The 17,594-nt window shown below is 66.4% G+C and carries 16 protein-coding genes and 1 pseudogene; 12 read left to right on the top strand and 5 right to left on the bottom strand.

The window, feature by feature from the left end; translation table 11 throughout:
• Positions 1–50 precede the first annotated feature (50 nt).
• Positions 51–479: a hypothetical protein gene (locus tag A5704_RS21480; protein ID WP_156737726.1), complete on the bottom strand. Its 429-nt coding sequence runs from the start codon at positions 477–479 to the stop codon at positions 51–53.
• A gap of 106 nt (positions 480–585) precedes the next feature.
• Here A5704_RS21480 and A5704_RS21475 point away from each other — a divergent pair, with 106 nt between their 5' ends.
• The gene (locus A5704_RS21475) at positions 586–999 is read left to right on the top strand and encodes a DUF6636 domain-containing protein (protein WP_156737725.1); all 414 of its coding nucleotides are present in this window, start codon (positions 586–588) and stop codon (positions 997–999) included.
• 37 nt (positions 1,000–1,036) lie between these two features.
• A complete protein-coding gene (locus A5704_RS21470; RefSeq protein WP_067890929.1) occupies positions 1,037–2,206 on the top strand; it encodes an acyl-CoA dehydrogenase in 1,170 nt (389 codons plus the stop codon).
• Here the strand turns inward: A5704_RS21470 and A5704_RS21465 are convergent.
• Positions 2,203–2,760, bottom strand: coding sequence for a TetR/AcrR family transcriptional regulator (locus tag A5704_RS21465; RefSeq protein WP_067890940.1), 558 nt, complete (start codon positions 2,758–2,760; stop codon positions 2,203–2,205). The genes A5704_RS21470 and A5704_RS21465 overlap by 4 nt on opposite strands.
• A 201-nt stretch (positions 2,761–2,961) precedes the next feature.
• On the opposite strand from A5704_RS21465, the gene A5704_RS21460 reads away from it, so the two are divergent.
• Together A5704_RS21460 and A5704_RS21455 are read left to right on the top strand one after the other, a co-directional pair.
• Positions 2,962–4,224 carry a hypothetical protein gene (locus A5704_RS21460; protein WP_231969194.1) on the top strand — a complete coding sequence of 421 codons (1,263 nt, stop codon included), beginning with the start codon at positions 2,962–2,964 and terminating at the stop codon, positions 4,222–4,224.
• A 93-nt stretch (positions 4,225–4,317) separates the two neighbouring features.
• Entirely contained in the window at positions 4,318–5,166 is an 849-nt protein-coding gene (locus A5704_RS21455; protein WP_067890926.1) for an SDR family NAD(P)-dependent oxidoreductase, read from the top strand.
• Here A5704_RS21455 and A5704_RS21450 read toward each other — a convergent pair.
• Entirely contained in the window at positions 5,163–6,020 is an 858-nt protein-coding gene (locus A5704_RS21450) for an SMP-30/gluconolactonase/LRE family protein (protein ID WP_197508524.1), read from the bottom strand. The two genes, A5704_RS21455 and A5704_RS21450, sit on opposite strands and share 4 nt — an antisense overlap.
• Positions 6,021–6,431: 411 nt before the next feature.
• Here A5704_RS21450 and A5704_RS21445 point away from each other — a divergent pair, with 411 nt between their 5' ends.
• Together A5704_RS21445 and A5704_RS21440 are read left to right on the top strand one after the other, a co-directional pair.
• The gene (locus A5704_RS21445; RefSeq protein ID WP_067890920.1) at positions 6,432–8,579 is read left to right on the top strand and encodes an McrB family protein; all 2,148 of its coding nucleotides are present in this window, start codon (positions 6,432–6,434) and stop codon (positions 8,577–8,579) included.
• Positions 8,580–8,581: 2 nt separating this feature from the next.
• On the top strand, positions 8,582–10,846 hold the full coding sequence (locus A5704_RS21440) for a DUF2357 domain-containing protein (RefSeq protein WP_082954924.1): 2,265 nt from the start codon (positions 8,582–8,584) through the stop codon (positions 10,844–10,846).
• Positions 10,847–10,853: 7 nt separating this feature from the next.
• Here A5704_RS21440 and A5704_RS21435 read toward each other — a convergent pair whose 3' ends face one another.
• A complete protein-coding gene (locus A5704_RS21435) occupies positions 10,854–11,306 on the bottom strand; it encodes a VOC family protein (RefSeq protein ID WP_067890914.1) in 453 nt (150 codons plus the stop codon).
• Positions 11,307–11,391: 85 nt separating this feature from the next.
• Between A5704_RS21435 and A5704_RS21430 the strand changes: the two genes are divergently transcribed.
• The 4 genes from A5704_RS21430 to A5704_RS21415 are packed head-to-tail and all read left to right on the top strand — an operon-like array spanning position 11,392 to position 15,869.
• Positions 11,392–12,645 (top strand): cytochrome P450, encoded by a 1,254-nt coding sequence (locus tag A5704_RS21430; RefSeq protein ID WP_067890910.1) that lies wholly within the window; start codon positions 11,392–11,394, stop codon positions 12,643–12,645.
• Complete coding sequence (locus A5704_RS21425; protein WP_067890907.1) at positions 12,646–13,806, top strand: alpha/beta hydrolase; 1,161 nt, start codon at positions 12,646–12,648, stop codon at positions 13,804–13,806.
• A complete protein-coding gene (locus tag A5704_RS21420) occupies positions 13,803–14,804 on the top strand; it encodes a tocopherol cyclase family protein (RefSeq protein ID WP_067890903.1) in 1,002 nt (333 codons plus the stop codon). The genes A5704_RS21425 and A5704_RS21420 overlap by 4 nt, the downstream gene beginning before the upstream one ends.
• 60 nt (positions 14,805–14,864) lie before the next feature.
• Positions 14,865–15,869 (top strand): NAD-dependent epimerase/dehydratase family protein, encoded by a 1,005-nt coding sequence (locus tag A5704_RS21415; RefSeq protein ID WP_067890901.1) that lies wholly within the window; start codon positions 14,865–14,867, stop codon positions 15,867–15,869.
• 66 nt (positions 15,870–15,935) lie between these two features.
• On the opposite strand, the pseudogene A5704_RS28500 reads toward A5704_RS21415, so the two are convergent.
• Positions 15,936–16,319: pseudogene (locus A5704_RS28500) on the bottom strand (serine/threonine protein kinase); the annotation flags it as partial.
• 230 nt (positions 16,320–16,549) lie between these two features.
• Between A5704_RS28500 and A5704_RS21405 the strand changes: the two are divergent.
• On the top strand, positions 16,550–16,900 hold the full coding sequence (locus tag A5704_RS21405; RefSeq protein ID WP_067890897.1) for a hypothetical protein: 351 nt from the start codon (positions 16,550–16,552) through the stop codon (positions 16,898–16,900).
• Positions 16,901–16,978: 78 nt separating this feature from the next.
• Positions 16,979–17,594: serine/threonine-protein kinase (locus tag A5704_RS21400; protein ID WP_156737724.1), on the top strand; the 616-nt coding region annotated here is incomplete at its 3' end.

The following is a 17,594-nucleotide window of genomic DNA, read 5'->3' as shown; positions in this document are numbered from 1 at the left end:
TGTTCGTGGAGAAGCACACCCGCGAGCAACTCAGGCACCGGTCGAACTAGCTACTTCAGGTTGAATGCCGCCCGCGAGAGGCGGAAGAAGTGACCGGTGCTGGAGTCGGTGCAGGTGACGGCGGCGGGTTCGCCCTTGCAGGTGAGCCAAGCCACGGAACGGGTGTCACCGGCTTGCAGCGTCGCCAGCCCGGCGCCCCGGGTGGTGTCCGTGTGGCAGACCATCGCCGCCGAGCTGCCCTGGACGAGGTCGACTTGGTCGCCGAAGGCCCCCATGCAGGACTGCGGGCGGGGCGGCATCACGTAGGTGGGGTCGGTGACGCCGCAGGACGCGCGGGGCGCATCTGCACCGAATGCCGCCATCACGCAGGTGACGTCGCCCGAGGGTGACTGGAAGTGGTAGAACGGCTCCGCGTGCGCGGGGCCCACCGCGGTCGCGGCCGCCAGGAGCGGAACCGCGGCGACCATCGATGCCTTCATGATGACGTTGTAGTCCTTTTGGCCGGCCGGGTGAAGGCCCCCGCGCAAACTTATTTCGGGATTATCGGTCCGGTCCACCGGCGCACAGGCTTACGCTCAGCAAATGATGAGGACCCTCGCTGTCGCCGCCGCGGCGGTCGCGGCCGCCACCGCGATGCCGGCGACCGCGCACGCGGACACCCAGAACTTTCAATCGCCGTCCGGCAACATCTACTGCGTCCTGGGCGGCTTCGGTGTGGCGTGCGACATCAGCGACTTCGACTACCAGCCACCGCCGCCACCGGAGTGCGGCAAGCATCTCGCCTGGGGCAACCGCTTCGTGTTGAACCTGGGCGAGCCGGCCGCCATCCACTGCCACGGCGACACCCTGCGCGTCGCCGGCGAGCCGACCCTCGACTACGGCCAGACCCAGTCCGCGGGCACGATCACCTGCGACAGCGAGCCGTCGGGCATGACGTGCACCGACAGCAGCACCGGGCACTACTTCCGGGTGTCGCGGGATTCCTACGACCTCGGCTGAAAGCGACCATACAAAATAGTATGGTACGGTCGGCGCCATGTCCGCGGTCGACACACACCCGACGTACGGGATCACCGACGACTTCGTCGCCCGGTTGGCCGAGCGCGCCGAGGAGGCCGAACGGCTGCGCCGGCTGCCCGCGGCGACGGTCGACGAGTTCCGGCAGACCGAGCTGTTCCGGCTGTTGCTGCCCGCCCGGTTCGGCGGCCTGCAGGCCCCGTTTCCCGAACTGCTGCAACCGATTCGGCGGATGGCGCACGGCTGCGCGTCCAGCGCCTGGACGCTGGGCTTCTACGCCCTGCACAACTGGATGCTCTCGCTGTTCGACATGCGGGCCCAGGAGGAGGTGTTCGCCGCGGGGCCGGTGCTGGCACCCGCTCCCCTGGCCCCCACCGGCCGCGGCACCCCGGCCGACGGCGGGGTGCGCCTGACCGGCCGGTGGTCGTGGGCGACGGGCGCGATGGACGCCGACTGGGTGATGGTCGGGGCGCTCGTCGAGCGGCCGGACCGCATCGATCCGGCGCTGGTGCTGCTGCCCGCAGCGCAGGTCGAGGTCGTCGACACCTGGCACACCGCGGGCATGCGGGGCACCGGCTCCCACGACGTCGTCGTCACCGACGCCCTCGTCCCCGAGCACCGCCTGGTCGCCGTGGCCGACATCTACGGCGGGACGGCGCCGGGCGCGCGGGCCCATGATGCGCCGACGTACCGCTGGCCGATGGTGCCCGCGCTGGCGCTGGTCGCATCGATGCCGGTGCTCGGTGCGGCGGAGCGGGTGACCGAGCTGTTCGCCGAGCGCCTCGGCCAGCGTGTCCTGGCGTATAGCGGTGCGGCGCAGAAGGATCAGCCCGCCGCGCAGATCCGGCTCGCGAGCGCGCGGGTGCGGTTGCGGGCGTTGCGCGCGTTGGTCGACGAGACGGCCGACGGCATCGATCGCATGGTGTCGGCCGGCGAGCGGGTGAGCCGCTCGGTGCGGGCCGAGGCGCGGCTGGCGGCGGCCCACACCGTGCACGAGAGCAAGGCGATCATCGCCCATCTGGTGGAGGCCTCGGGGGCCAGCGCGCAGTTCCTGTCGAATCCGTTGCAGCGCTTCAAGCGCGACGTGGACATCGCGGCGGGGCACGTGGTGTTCGACTACGACGTGAGTCGAGAGTTGGCAGGGGCGTTGGCGATTGGCGCCAAGATCTCCCCGATCGCGATGGTCTAGTCCTTGAGCATCAGCTCGAGGAATCCTTCGCGTTGCGCGGCCTGTTGCGCCTGCTGGGCGGAGCCGGCCAGGTGCAGCAGGCCGATGCCGGCGGCGAACGTCAGCTGGGCGCGCAGCTTGGCGTCCTCGGCGCCGAAGCCGTAGTCGCTGTAGGCCTTGGTGACGGCGCGCAGCAGGCGCCGGTCGGCGGCTCGGATGTTGGCGGCGGCGGCCGGGTCGGTGCGGGCCCATTCGCGCATCGCGCGTTCGAGCGTCCAATATCTCGGGCTGGTCAGCGCGGTCATCATGGCGGACAGGCGTTCTCGCGGGGGCAGCGCGTCGAGTTCCGCCAGCGACCGCCGGTCCTTGTCCAGGAAGGTGTTCCACGATTCGACCAGCGCGTTCCGGTAGCTGTCCATGTCGGCGAAGTGCCAGTAGAAGCTGCCGCGGGTGACGCCGGCCTGCTGGCAGAGGCGCTCGATCTTCAGGGCGCGCCCCCCCTGCTCGGCGAGCAGCGTGTAGCCGGCCTGCAGCCAGTCCTCGACAGTCAGGCGCGGGGGCTTGCGCGCGGTCACAAGCTGCAAGGTTACGGGTGGACACGGCCCGGGGTGCCCGATCGCGCCGGCCGTCCCCTCCCCGTCCTCGGTGAATTCCTCCCGAACACGCGGCGAACCCGTGGGTCTGGCTATGGCATGCGTGTAATGTCCGGGTTTGCTAGCCGAGAAATTCCTGTTAACTCTTGGCCGCTTTGCTCGGCCGAAGGATCAGGGGGTGCCGTGACCGAGGTGTCCGAGCGGTCGGCGGCGATCGATGCCGACGAGGTCGTGGTGTCGTTGCAGGACGAGTCCCTGCTGCTCGGCGGTGACCCCGCCGCCGTCGAGTCCTATCTGACCCGGCTGCGGGCGACGGCCGGGCACGGCTTGCGGGTCGCCGGCATCGACAGCGCCTCGCTGGCGAACGCGGCGATCGCCGGGCTGGCCTCGCTGCTGGCCGACTCCGGCAAGTACGTCCAGCTGCACCGCGACACCGTGGAGGCGCTGAAGGAAGGCAACCTGGTCCCGGTCGCCGACGGCTTTTTCCGGTTGACGACGGGCGCCGATGACGTCTTTGCCTATCTGCAGTGGCGACCCGAGCTGCTCGGTCCCGAGGTGATGCTTTCGGCGCAGATGCTCGCCGTGCAGATGGCGCTGAAGTCCGCGGTCGCCGAGGTCGAGGACGCCGTCCGGCGGGTGGAGGACAAGGTCGAGGCGGTGCTCGAGGTCGCCCGGGCGCAGCGCGCCGGCGACGTCCTGGGCAACAGCCTGACGGTCTCGCGGATGGTCGACTCGTTGGAGAAGTACGGGTCGCTGCCCGACGCGTACTGGGATTCGGTGGCCGCGTTGGGGCCGGCGCTCAACGTCGCCGTCTCGCAATTGCGCAATCACGTGAGCCGCGTCCTGGCGTCCTTCGATCACGGCCTGCCCGTGCAGCAGCGCGCCGCGAAGCTGCGAAACGCGATCGGCGACAACCGGCTTGGCGACACCCTGAGCCTGCTGGTGATCGCCGAGGAGGCGCTGCACAAGTGGCAGCGGCTGAACCTCGCGCGGATCGAGACCAAGGAGCCCGATCAGCTGCTGCGGGCGATCGACGAGGCTCGCGAGCTCGTCGACCATCACCTGCGCGAAGACCTCGACATCTACCGGAGCGCGAAGGAAGTGCTCGACCGGTTCGGGCAGTCCAAGGCGGTTGACGGCTTCCGGTTCTGGGCGGTGCGCGAGCTGGCCAAGCAGGGCGTCGCCCTGCGCGACGAGCTCGACCGCTTCGCGAAGGCGCGCCAGCACCAGGTGGAGACCTGGGAGGACTTCCACATTCCGAGTGTCTTGGACGCTGCCTTGGCCACGCTGGGGGCCGTCGGCGGCGTCACCGGCCGGGCGTTCGTGGCCGTCGGCCGCGGGGTCGTCTACTTGGGCGGGCACGTCGTGGGGCCGTTCCGCGGGCGTGGTGATGACGGCTCTGAAGCCGGCAGCTCTGATCTCGAGGAACACCAGCCGGCGTGCTGAGCAGCCGTCGTTGACTGCGGTCGAGGCCGCCTCGATACTCCACCAGTACGGCCGCCGGCGCTCGCCGGCGCTTGGCCCGCGAAGGAGGTCGGTGTGATCGATTTGGGGCTCACGGGCAAGCGTGCGGTGGTGTCGGGCGCGGGCTACATCCCCGAGCGTGCGGGCCACGGCTGGTTCACGTCGCTGGTTCTTGCCGAAGCGGGCGCCTCGGTGGCCTGCATCGACATCGACGAGCAGCGCGCGGAACAAGTTGCCGGCGAAATCGTCGGCCGGGGCGGTCACGCCGTCCCGATCGTCGCCGACATGACCGACCCCGAGCAGGTCGGCCGGGCGATCGATGACGTCGAGGCGGCGCTGGGCGGTATCGACGTCTGCGTCGACATCATCGGTGGCGCCACCTGGTCGAAGGTCGAGGACTTCACCCCCCAATTGTGGGACGCGGCAATCCATTACAACCTGACCCAGGTGTTCTACCTCTTTCAGGCCGCCACCAGGTACATGATCGCCCAGGGCAGCGGAGGATCATTGGTCGCGGTCGCGTCGGTCGACGGCATCGCCTCGGCGACCTACCACGCCGCCTACGGCGCCGCCAAGGCCGGCGTCATCTCGCTTGTCAAGACGTTCGCGGATGAGCTGGGGCGGTACGGCATTCGCGCCAACGCGGTGGCGCCGGGCAACGTCGGGTCCGGCAACGAGGATCAGCCGCCCGGTGAGTACAACGTCAACGGGATCAACCCGCTGGCGGCGCCCCGCGCGCATGACATCGCCAACGCCGCGTTGTTCCTGTCCTCCGAGCTGGCCGCCCGCATCACCGGTCAGACGCTCGTCGTCGACGGCGGTGCCACCATCCGCCAGCTGTGGGGGCTGGGCGAGTCGATGATCCCGGCCGACCCGGAGGAGGCGCTGCCGGACTTCATGCGGCCTGGGCCGTCGGGCGGCTAGCGCTGGTGGATTAGCGGCAGGCCCGGCACCGAGCTCCTGCCTTTGAGGACGTATGGCGTTGTGATCGAGCCGATGTAGATATCGCGCATGTCTTCGCCGCCCCAGGCGATGCTGGTCGGGCTTTGTAGCAGCGCGCCCTCCGGGTCTTCGATCACGGTTGTCGCGCGGCCGTCCGGGCTGATCGCGACGATCTTATTGGCCAAAACGAGTGTGACCCAGAGGTTTCCCTCGGCGTCGAACGCACATCCGTCGGCCATCCCCCACCGGCGGCCCACCTCCGGATCGGCCATTAGGCGGCCAGCGTCGGGGCCGTACTCGTCGGGGCGCCGGTCGCCCAGCGGCGGTCCGTATTGCTCTGGTGGGCCGAGCGTCTCGCTTTGGATCGGAAACCGCACCACGTCGGCGGTTACCGTGCGGACCACGTACAGATAGTCCTCGTCGCGATCCAGCGCCATGCAGTTCGGGAAGCTTACCCCGTCAGCGACCACTCGCACCGATCGGCGATCCGGTGCGACCCGGAAGATGAACCCGTCCGCGGTGCCCCGCGCGATCGTATCCATGAGGTCGTCCGACATCGTGCTCACCGAGCACCACAGCGCCCCAACGGAATCCACTAGAACGAAGTTCAGCCATCGTAGCGGGCGCCCGTCGAGTTCGTCGCTCAGCACTTCTGCGATCTCGCCGGTCTCCGGCTCGAGATCCTGAAGCACGCCGAGACCCCAATAAGCGATCAGAAAGTGGCCGTCGCAGTCCAGTGCGATGCCGTTCGGCTCGCCGCCCGCCTGCCCAATACGCCGAATGGCGTTCTCGTCGACGAGCTCTGCGACAGCGGACGCCTTGTCGGAGGCGAACACCCGGCCATCGCCGGCCACCACAACATGTTCCGGGCGATCCACGCCGGGCCCGACGGGGTGCAGGCCGGTTACCTCTACGGTCGTCTCGGCTGTTTCGCTCATCGTTTTCCTTGTGGGCTAAACCGCCCGGTGTCAGGTTAGCCGGGGTGGCGCGCCATAGAAATATGTGGGTTGAGTGGGCGTTACCACGGCGCCCGACGCGGCCGGCCTCGGGATACTCGGACAGTGCGGGGTGTGGGTAGGCGATCAGCGTCGTTGCCGACGACTGCGGGCCGGCATTTCGGTCGGCGAGAATGGTGATTCCTGTCGGATGACGACGATCGGTGCCAAACACGTCCGGGTCGGAGGGACACTAGAGCAGATGCATCTCGGATGCTGGGCGCCGCTCCCATTCCCAACTAGCCTGAGTTGGTGCTGGCCATTCCGACTCTCAAGTTCAGCTATGGCAATCTGCTGCTCGCACGCCTCCGCGAGCTTGGCTCGGCGAATATCGAAGAACTCCTCGGCGACCATGCCACGCAACTCTTCAAGTCTGGGGAATCAATTGAGAATCCGAAAGTGCGGGCCAGTGATTGTCTTCGGTTTGCGCGGATGCTCGACCTTGTGGTCGGGGAAGATCGCAGGTGGCAGCTCACTGGATCAGGTATCACCTACGCCGAAAATGTTGATCTAACCAATCCCTGGACTGTTAATGAGACGCAGGCCGCCGTCCTTCGTGATCGGTTGTGTGGGGGTAGCGCTGAGCTGGCTGAGGACGTCCGGATCGCGCTTCAGATTGTTCACGATATGAACACAGAATGGTCCAACGACGATCTGGGGCGCGCCCTAGCGGACCGCTCGAACTCCGACCAGTGGCAATCGGACCGAACCTTCGAATCGCAGGGTGCGCGCTATAGAGAACTTCTCCGCGAGAGCGGTCTCATCGATCGAAACGGCGAACTTACCGAGCAAGGGGTCACGTTCCTCGGACGACAGGCTTCGGTCTGGTGGGTGAATCAAGGCGCGACTTACACGAAGGAGCGCGATGGCGGATTCCTTTGGGCTCCGATGCTGAACAGGGCGGGCCGTCCGCAATACCACTGGGACACCATGGATGACGTTCGCGAAGGCGACGTTGTCCTCCATTACAGCAACGGCTCGTTGCGAGCAGCAAGCCATGTGAGGGCAGCCGCGAGGCCGGCGCCGAATCCGCTCGACGACCAATCCTGGGATGAGGCAGGCCGGCTCGTCGAGACGCAATACCAAGAGCTGAATGAGCCTGTTGCACTTGGCGCCATCGACGAGGGTGCCCGCATCAGGCAGGGTTCACCGTTCACAAGCACTGGATCTGTCCAGCAAGTTTATCTTGTCCGCTTGCAAGCAGAGTTCGTATATGAGCTAGCCCAACGGTTCCCCGAGCTCGCGGAGCACCTACCGTCGGTCCAACCGCCAGTACCTCCCCCGCCGCCGGATACGCCGATGCCGGATGAATTGTTTCATGACTTTGCCGCCGCTGTGGAAGCCTCGGGACTCCGCTTCCCAGCAGGCTCAAATGTCGTTCGATCGTTCTTGAGCAGTCTGCTTGCCAAACCATTCGCGATACTGACGGGACTCGCCGGTTCGGGCAAGACTCAGCTCGCGATGAGACTCGGTGAATGGTTCGGCACGGATGAACACGGACGTCATCGCCACGTCGTCGTACCCGTGCGGCCTGACTGGACGGGCCCGGAATCAATCTTTGGCTACGAGGATGCGCTGCGTAAATCCGCGTCTGGGGCGCCGGTGTGGTTTGTCCCGGAAGCGTTCGAGTTTGTTCTTCGCGCAGCGGACGATCCCGAGCATCCGTACTTGCTGATCCTGGACGAAATGAACTTAGCGCATGTCGAGCGGTACTTCTCGGACTTTCTCTCCGGAGTTGAATCGCGACGCCCGGTCTTGCCCGATCTGGTCTTCGATAAGCCATCTCGTCAATGGGTCCTGCGCGACGTAGAAGCGCAGAGGAGGCCGTTACCACGAAATCTTTTCGTGGTCGGCACAGTCAACGTCGACGAGACGACCTACATGTTCTCGCCGAAGGTCCTCGACAGGGCCTCCACCTTTGAGTTTCGGGTGACCTCCGATGAACTCGATGCCGAGCTCCAGCGGCCCGTTGCTGCGCCGGCAGGAAAGGATCAGCGCGTGCGCGCCTTCGCCTCGCTCGCGGAACGGGACGATTGGCAGCGGGAGCATCCTCACCCGGCCCGCGATGAGATTGTGTCGACGCTTCGAGAGGCGCACGTGATCTTGGCTGGCGCCAATCAAGAGTTCGGGCACCGCACGCTGTACGAGATCCTCCGGTTCTGCGCGTTCTTCGCGGCGACGGGAGACACCGATGCCGATACTGCGCTCGACCTCGCGATGATGCAGAAAGTGCTACCGAAGATACACGGGGCGCGACGCCGCATCGAACCCGTTCTCACCGAGCTCGATGCGCTGGCAGTCGGCCCCGGTCCGGCCCCACGGCTACCTATCACGCACTACAAGATCGTCCGCATGATCGACTCCGTTCGCGCGAATCAATTCGTCAGTTTCGCTGAGTAACCATGTCCCAGGGTTCGTTGCAATTGGCGCTTCTAACTGACGATGGTCAAGTCGTCGGTGAACTGCTGGTCGCCAACCTTCCAGGTCGACAGGACGTGACATTCTCGGCGAGTGGTGACTTCGCACTACGTGAAGCAGCCACCTACCGCTACGAAATAGTCACCGCTGCAACGAATGTCAATCTTGAGCCGCGTGAGTTGTTCGATCCGGATGATGCGAGTTGGAAGCAGGGGCGGCTACGTCCCGGCGAAGCCGTTGGGCGTCTCCGGATCCGAGTCGTTGATCGCGCGACGGAGCTAGCAGGGACGACCGAAGTCGACGTTCTGGCAGTCAAACTGGACCACGAGACTGAGTATCGCCAGATGCTGACTGATATCTCCTCTTTCGCTGCCGAGGCGGTGGTGCAGGGGTTTGCGCCAAGCTTGTTAAATCTTGCGCCAAGCGAGCTACCTGTCAAACTGCTTTACCTCCGCTTCGCGATGATCGCGGCGTATTTACGTGATCCGGCGGTCGAAGCCGCAATTGCTCGTGTGACCTCGCAGCCACACCGCACGTGGGTGCCCGAGCAACAGATCCGTCCGGTTGGATCGCCATTTCCAGCGGGGGCCGCTTTTCGTCGCGCGGTCCTCGCGCCCGGTCGACGAGTGCCGTGGACAGGCGGTTCCGCCGCACTCGATTCTTTGCCCGCCGCCCTTACCCGTGACCGCACCGAAGCGAGTGTCGATAACTCGGCTAATCAGTTCGTCAAATTTGCTTTAGAGCGTTGGCGAGCCATCGCGCTCGAATTGCTGGGTAGGCTATCCCTCGAAGCGCAGAAAGTCGAGTCAGGGCCGCTGCGCCGCGGTCAGCAGATCGCTGCTGAGATCGGTGCTCAACTCGACGAATACCTGGCCCACACACACTTCCGGGAGGTTAGCTCCTTAAGGAGAATGCCTACTACGGACCAGGTATTACTCAAGCGCGCGGGCTACCGCGAGATTTTCCGAACGTTCGCGATGACCGAGTCGGGTCCTACCCTGCGGATTGATCACAAGGACATGAATGATGTCTTCGCAGCTTCGCAACGCAACATCGCAACGCTCTACGAGTTTTGGTGCTTTCTGGCGGTCGTGGATTCACTCGGACGAGTCTGCGAGCAAGACCAGACGGCGCGTGCCTTTACCGTCGCCGCCGATGGCACCTCCATGACCATGCGATCAGGGCGCGCCTCGAAGTTATCGTGGTCTGTCAGACGAGGAGGCCGTCCACTTCATGTCGAGGTTTTCTTTAATCGGACGTTCGCCGCAAGAGACGATCGCCGGGGCTCATGGAGCCAAGCGATGCGTCCCGACTGCTCAGTGCGCATCCGACCGGAAGGCAGCACGCCCTCGCGCGTTCCCACAAAAGAGCTCGAGATCTGGCTCCACTTCGATGCCAAATACCGTGTCGACAATCTCCTCGCGCAGCTGACATCAACTCCTGATTCAGATGAGTTGCTTGACGAATCGGCGACCTCTGGCGGTGCTAAGCGCGACGATCTGCTCAAGATGCACGCTTACAAAGACGCGATCTCCCGAACGGCAGGAGCGTATGTCCTCTATCCGGGATCAAAGATAAAGGACATCCGACAACATCCGGGATTCCAAGAAGTGTTGCCTGGCCTCGGCGCCTTCCCGCTTAGGCCGCGTAGTGAGGGCCTGTCATCGTCATCGGAGGCCCTCGACCACTTCTTGGGCGATGTGCTCACACATGTCGCTAGTCAAGTCACGCGCGACGAGCGGCATCGCTTCTGGAACGCGACCGTGAATCGACCTGGTGAGCCCACCCTCATGTCATCACTGACAACAGATTTTCTGGACGAACCTCCCGCGGATACGGACGTGCTTCTCGGCTTCATCCGCAGTGTTGAGCACCTTCGATGGATAGAACGGTTGCGGCAGTACAACATTCGTGCGGGAAATCGGGCTGGCGCCGTCGAAATCGGCGGGCGAGAGCTCGGCGCCGAGCTTCTTCTCTTGTACGAGAACCGGAACGGCTCCCTCCATGTGGCACGCGCTGCAAAGGTAGCGCGCTGGCGGCCGGCGACGGCAGGCGACTTGCTCGCCACTGGGTACCCCGACCCTCGCGGTGATATCTACTTCGTGGCCGACTTAGAGTTCGTCCAACGTCTGCCCACATGGGCCGACTCCATCGACCTCGAGGTTCTGACACCGAAGGCCCGTGATGGGGCGCCAACTGTTGTGACCTGGTGGGACGTCGTCCGAGCAGCGTCGATCGTCGGACCTTGAGCCCTGACTACGGCCGGGGCGGCAGCGCCGACAACCACCCGTCCGAAAGCAATTCCAACAACTGCCCATCGGGATCCCGAATCATCGCCATCGCCTCGGTCACCGTCGCCTCGACCACTGCTCCCCCAAACTCCGCCACTCGTGCCAGCGCGCCGGCAAGATCGGACACCGAAAACGAGATGTGCGTCAGCCCAATCTGATCCATGACCCGTTCAGCCCCGGCATGAACCTGCCGCTTCGAGTAGTCCATCAACTCGAGCACAAACGCGTCGCGCACCAGATATGTCGCATGCACCCCGAGCGGCTCGGGAAGTTGCACCAGCTTCGACGTCGGGCCGTCGGGCGGATCGAGCTCCCACCAGAACTGGAACCCGAGCACATTTTCGTAGAAACGCCGCGACCGCTCGCGATCGGCGACGCACAATCCGACATGGTTGAAGGTCGTCCGGTGACTACTCATCGTGGCCTTTCTCGACAGAACCGACCAGCGTAATAATGCAAAGATAGTGTAGAAAGCCGACGTCGCCGGGTGGAGGAGCAACCAGATGACAACCCGTCCCGACGCCGCCGAAGACGCCATCGTCGACTTCGACCACCACTCCGACGCGTTCAACCTCAACGAAAACGCCATCAACGAAGACCTGAGAAGCAAGTGCCCGGTCGCCTGGAACACCAACTACGACGGCTTCTGGTACCTCAGCAGCTACGACGCGGTCAGCCGCGCGGCCAGGGACGGCGACACCTTCGCCCACAAATACGAGCCCAACGCCGCAGACGGCGTCGACTACCAGGGCGAGATGGGCGTCCCGCGCCCCGATGGCCAGCCGGCCCTGGGCATCGGCGAGGTCGACGGCTCGTACCACCAGGCCCTACGCCACGCCCTGGCCCCGTTCTTCTCCCCCGGCGCCGTCCAGAAACTCAAGCCGTTCATGGAAGACAAGGCGCATGAGTTCCTCGACCACAAGGTCGAGGAAGGTCGCATGGACCTCGTCCTCGACTACGCCAGCCCGGTGCCGGCGATCCTCACCATGAAGCTGATGGGCCTGCCCCTCGACAACTGGCACCTGTACGCCAACCTATTCCACTCCGTCATGGCCGTGCCCCAGGACAGCGACGAGTACGCAAACGCCATCGGCAAGGTCCCGAAGATGATGGAAGAGGTCCTCGAGTACGCGGCCAGCCGACGAGCCAGGCCGGAAGACGACCTGACCAGCTTCCTCCTCCAGTTCGAGTTCGACGGCCACCGCCTCACCGACGAACAGCTGCTCAACATCCTCTGGAACCTGATCGGCGGCGGCGTCGACACCACCACCTCCCAGACCGCGCTCACGCTCCACCACCTGGGCACCCACCCGGCCCTAAGGCAACAACTCATCGACCACCCCGAGCTGTACCGCACCGCCACCGACGAATTCCTGCGCTACTTCTCGGTCAACCAAACCCTCAGCCGCACAGTCACTCACGACGTCGAGATCAACGGCCAGCGCCTGAGAAAGAACGACAGGGTCGTCATCAGCTGGCTGTCGGCCAACCACGACGAGAAAGAATTCCCGAACCCCGACGAGATCATCCTGGACCGCGCGCCCAACCGGCACGTCGCGTTCGGCCTCGGCCCGCACCGCTGCATCGGCTCGCACCTCGCGCGCCTCATGGCCGAGGTCATGGTGAAAGCCGTCCTCGACCGCATCCCCGACTACCGAGTCGACGTCGACAACGTCCACCAATACCTGGGCAACCCCAGCATGACGGGGCTCGGCACGCTGCCGGTCACCTTCACCCCCGGAGCGAAACGAGGCTAGATGCCCGCCAACCCGATGACACACATGCTGGGTCCGTTCACCCGCACCGGCGGCTTCTACGCCCGCTCCTGGGGCACCTACCTGGACCGTCAGCCCGACGAGCTGCCGGTGGCCCGGCCCACCATCGCGCTCGCGGCCCAGGCCTTCCGCGACGAGATCCTGCTCAGCGGCTTCAGCCTGCTGCGCCGGGCCCCCGACGCCAAGACCCTCGAACGGATCGACACTGAAGTCGTTGCGGCACAAGACTTCTACACAGACAAGGGCTGGCTCGACAATCCCGAGGGGTTGTTCACCCCGCCCCCAGCCCTCACCGACGTGACGGTCAAGCGCGTCAGCAGCATGGGACGCAACTACGAGCGGCTCTCCTTCGACAGCGGCTACGCGCCGCACGACGGCGAACCCGGCCGGGACCGCTGGCGCAGCTACACCGGCAACAACCGCGAATACGCCCTGATGTTCCGGCACCGCCGCCCGCGGCCCTGGCTGATCTGCATCCACGGCGCCGAGATGGGACGCGCCGCGCTCGACCCGATGCTGTTTCACGCCTGGCACCTCTACCGGCAGCTCGACCTCAACATCGTGCTACCGGTACTCCCCCTGCACGGCCCTCGAGCCAGCGGCGGACCGAAGTTCCCCAGCGAGGACGTGCTCGACGACGTGCACGGCGCGGCCCAGTCGGTCTGGGACATCCGGCGGCTGATCAGCTGGATCCGCGCGCAGCAGCCCGACGCGGCGATCGGGGTCAACGGCATCTCCCTCGGCGGCCTGATTTCGTCGCTGGTCGCCAGCCTCGACGACGGCCTCACCTGCGCCATCCTCGGCGTGCCCGCCGTCGACCTGGTGAACCTGGTCGGCCGCCACGCCGGCCTCAGCGGCCACGCCGCCCTGCGCCAAACGATGGACTCGGCCAAGCCCCTCGGCCGGATGATCTCGCCGCTGGCGCTGACCCCGCGCGTGCCCAAAGAGGGCCGCTTCATCTATGCCGGCCTCGCCGACCGCCTGGTGCACCCGCGCGACCAGGTCACCCGACTCTGGGAGCACTGGGACAAACCCGAAATCCAGTGGTACCCAGGCGGTCACACCGGATTCTTCCGCTCGCGGCCCGTGCAGCGTTTCATCGACGATGCGCTCGTGCAGTCGTGTCTGGCCGACAAGAGATGACCGCCTCCTACCTGCGCTGGATAGCGGCCAACGCGGCCAAGCCATTGGTCCACGCCTATCGGCGCACCGGCGCCGACGTTCCCTTCGGCGACCCGGTCCCTTCGCACGGGACCGAAATGGAGGGCTGGTTCTGGCGCCTTACCGACGCCGCCTCGGGTCGCGTCGTCGTCGCGCTGTGCAGTGTGAACCGGAACCCGGACGGCGACTGGGCCACCGTCGCGGTCGCGCTGCATCCCGGCGACGTGGTGCGCTCCGCGGTCGTGGATGCCGCCGAGGCCGAGTCGTCGACCTTCTCGGTGCACGCCGGGACCTTCCCCGACGCGCGTCTGGCGGCGTACCTCGATCGACTCCAGATCGACCTCGACGGGATCCACCTCGATTTGCATTTCACCGATCCGTTCAACTGGCCCAAGGCTTTCGGCGGCGGCGGCGTCTTCTCGTCGGTCCCGTTTCTGAACCAGTACTGGCATCCCTACCGGCTCGGTGGAAAGGTCACCGGCACAGTCGAATTCCGCGACCGTACATGGTCGTTCAGTGACGCGCGACTCTACACGGAACGCAATTGGGGCGCGGGCTTCCCCGAACGGTGGTGGTGGGGTCAGGCCCACGATTTCGGCGACGCCGACGTCTCGGTCGCGTTCTCGGGGGGCCTGCTTCAGCTCGGCCCGATCCGCAGGGACGTCACCGGAGTCGTCGTGCGCCTCGGCGACCGTGTCATCCGGATCACCCCGCCGGCTCCGGTGCGATCGGAGGTCGGCGACGGGCGCTGGACCGTGTTCGCGCGCACCCGTCGCTACCACATCGAGCTGGACGGGGACGGCACCCGCGCGGATCCCCACGTCCTGCCGGTGCCGCTGCCCGCGCAGCGGCGCAACATCGACACCGACTTCGAGCACCTCGCGGGTCGATTGCGTTGCCGTGTGCGCGAATACGGCGAGGTGGTGTTCGACGGCACCTGCGAGCTGGCCGGCCTGGAGGTCGGCAGCCGGCCGGCCTAGATCGTCACGGCGCCGTCCCTCTCATACCACCTGGCCACCACCCGGTAGAGTCACGAACTCGTGCGAATCGCAGTGACTGGTGGCACCGGGTATCTCGGTGCGCACATCGTCCGTGGCCTACTGAGCGCCGGCCATGAGGTGCGGCTTCTGGCCGAGCACGGCTGGGAGAATCCCGAACTGCTGCGCAGGTTTTCCGAATTCGGCTCGATAACCGTGTTAACCGGCGACGTTCGCGAGCCCGATACCGTGTCGACGCTGCTGGACGGCTGTGACGCCGTCCTGCACGCCGCCAGCGTGGTCGGGACCGACAGCCGGCGTGAGAACCTGATGTGGGAGATCAACGCGTTCGCGACCGAGTCGATCCTGGGTCAGGCACACGACCGAGGGCTGGACCCGATTGTCACGATCAACAGCTACGCCTCCCTCTTCTCGCCGGCGGTCTCGGTGATCGGGCCGGACACCCCCACGGCGGCGGGTCGGTCGGCCTACGCCAAGACGAAGGGTTACGCCGATCGTGCTGCCCGGCGGCTGCAAGACGAGGGGGCGCCGGTCGTCATTACTTATCCGTCCAGCGTGGTCGGTCCGGCCTTGGCGACCGCCCCCGGCATCACCGAACAGGGTTGGGCGCCGATCATCCGCGCCGGTGTGGCGCCGCGACTGCGGCACGCTGGAATGATGATGGTCGACGTGCGCGACGTCGCCGATGTGCATGTCGCGTCGATGCGGCCAGGCCACGGCGCAAAACGATACGTGTGCGGCGGCGTGATGCTGAGCTTCGATGAGATGATCGATGCGCTCGAGGCGGGCTCCGGCCGTCACATCAGGCGAATCCCGTTGAACGGAGCAGTGTTTCGGGGCCTGGGTAGGGTCGCGGACGCCGTCGGGGACCGCCTTCCACTCGGGGCCGGATTCAGTTTCGAAGCCGCGCAACTCCTCACCGCGGCGACACCGACCGATGACTCCCGCACACTGGCCGAGCTGGGGGTGGCCTGGCGCCCGCCGCGCGAGGCGATCATCGCGACGTTCGCCCGCCGCGGCGGAGACGAAGCCGCTTTCCGGCCCTAACGCCGGAAGCCATCGGCAACCGGTCGAAGGCGTCCTCCCGCCGGGAAAGTCCGGCGGCCGTGATGATCACGACGCCGTGGCGTATTGCAGCACGGGCTCCGACGAATCGACGTGGCTGCCACTGATGATCCGCAACCGGTTCGGCCGCACCTCGTAGACGACGCCGTCGACCGGGTTAGTGACATCGAACCCGTCCCCGGCGCGCTCGGCGTTCGACAGCTCGATGTGCGCGCCGTCCCTGATCCGCTCGCCGCGGTAGTAGTAACTGCCGCTGAGGTTTTCACACACCACGGCCAGCGACTTGGCGGTCCGCACCACGGCGGCCGGCGGGTTGCCCGGATCGCAGCGGGCCGTCTCGCCGACGAACCCCAACCCGTCGGCGCCGCGCACAGGAGCGGACAGCGTCGGCGTCTTCGGCGGCGGCGCGCTCGACGGGGCGGGCGACGGCGCCTGAGCCGTCCGAGCGGGCGTCGAGCCGCCTCTCGTCAACGCCGACGCCAGAGCCACCACGAGCCCTGCCACCACCAGCACGACCGCCGCCGCCACCACCACACCCACGAGCACCCCGCAGCCGGCGCCCCCGCCGGGTCCGCCAGGTCACGGGGGCCCTAAGCACAAAGGCCACGGCGGCTGACGTCGACATGGGATCGGTAGCCGCCCGGCCGGCGTGTGATTGCGGCATGAACATGAAGTGGATGGCCGGCGCGCTGCTGACGGCCGGCATCGGTGTGGGGCTGACCGCGGGCGTCGCGCAGGCCGACCCGTACGGCCACGTCGGCGGCAACTGCCCGGCGGGGCACACCTGCGGCCAGTGGTGCCCGGGCGAGCGCATCCCGGACAACTTCATCAACTGGAACATGGGCGTGTGCCACCTCTATTACTACGATTACCGTGGCGTGGTCGACGCCGACACCGGTGCCGTCTACGGGTGGCCGAGCGGCCCGATCAATGCCACCCCGCACCCGCGGCCGGCCGGACCGCCCAATTTCAACTGCGGCTTGTTCTGGTGCCCGGTGCCCCCGCACGCGTGAGCCGCCGCACGTTAGGTCGGCGCCCATTCGGGGAACCCGCCGGGCTGGACCTTTACGACCTAGCGAAAGGACTGCCCATTGACCTCGCGGCTTGGCACCCGGTTCGGTCCCTACGAGCTGCGATCGCTGATCGGAGCGGGTGTGACGGGCGAGGTCTACCGCGCGCACGACACGGTTAGGGACCGGACGGTCGCGGTCAAGCTGGTATCCGCCGACATCGCCGCGGAACCCGGCTTCCAGCAACGCTTTCGACAGGACTGCGGTGTCGCTGCGCTGTTGGAGGAGCCGCATGTCATCCCGGTGCACGACTTCGGTTCGATCCACGGGGTTTGTTACGTCGACATGCAGCTGGTCGACGGCGGCAGCCTCAGGGATCTGCTGCGCGAGCGGGGGCCACTGGAAGCGTCGCGCGCCGCGTCGATCGTCGCGCAGGTCGCGCGAGCGCTGGACGCCGCGCACGCCGCCGGGCTGGTGCATTTGGCTGTTCGGCCCGAAAACGTGCTGCTGACCCCGGACCACTTCGTGTATCTCGTCGACTTCGGTCTCGGGCACGGCGACCCGTCGCGGGTGTATATGGCGCCCGAGCGGTTCACCACCGGCCGGGTCGGGCCGCAGACCGACGTGTACTCCCTGGCGTGCCTGCTCTACGAGTGCCTGACCGGTCAGCCTCCGTTCGAGGCGTCCGACCCGGCCG

The organism is Mycobacterium sp. E735, from assembly GCF_001666955.1.
GTDB lineage: Bacteria > Actinomycetota > Actinomycetes > Mycobacteriales > Mycobacteriaceae > Mycobacterium.
This window is presented reverse-complemented; position numbering and strand designations above follow the sequence as displayed.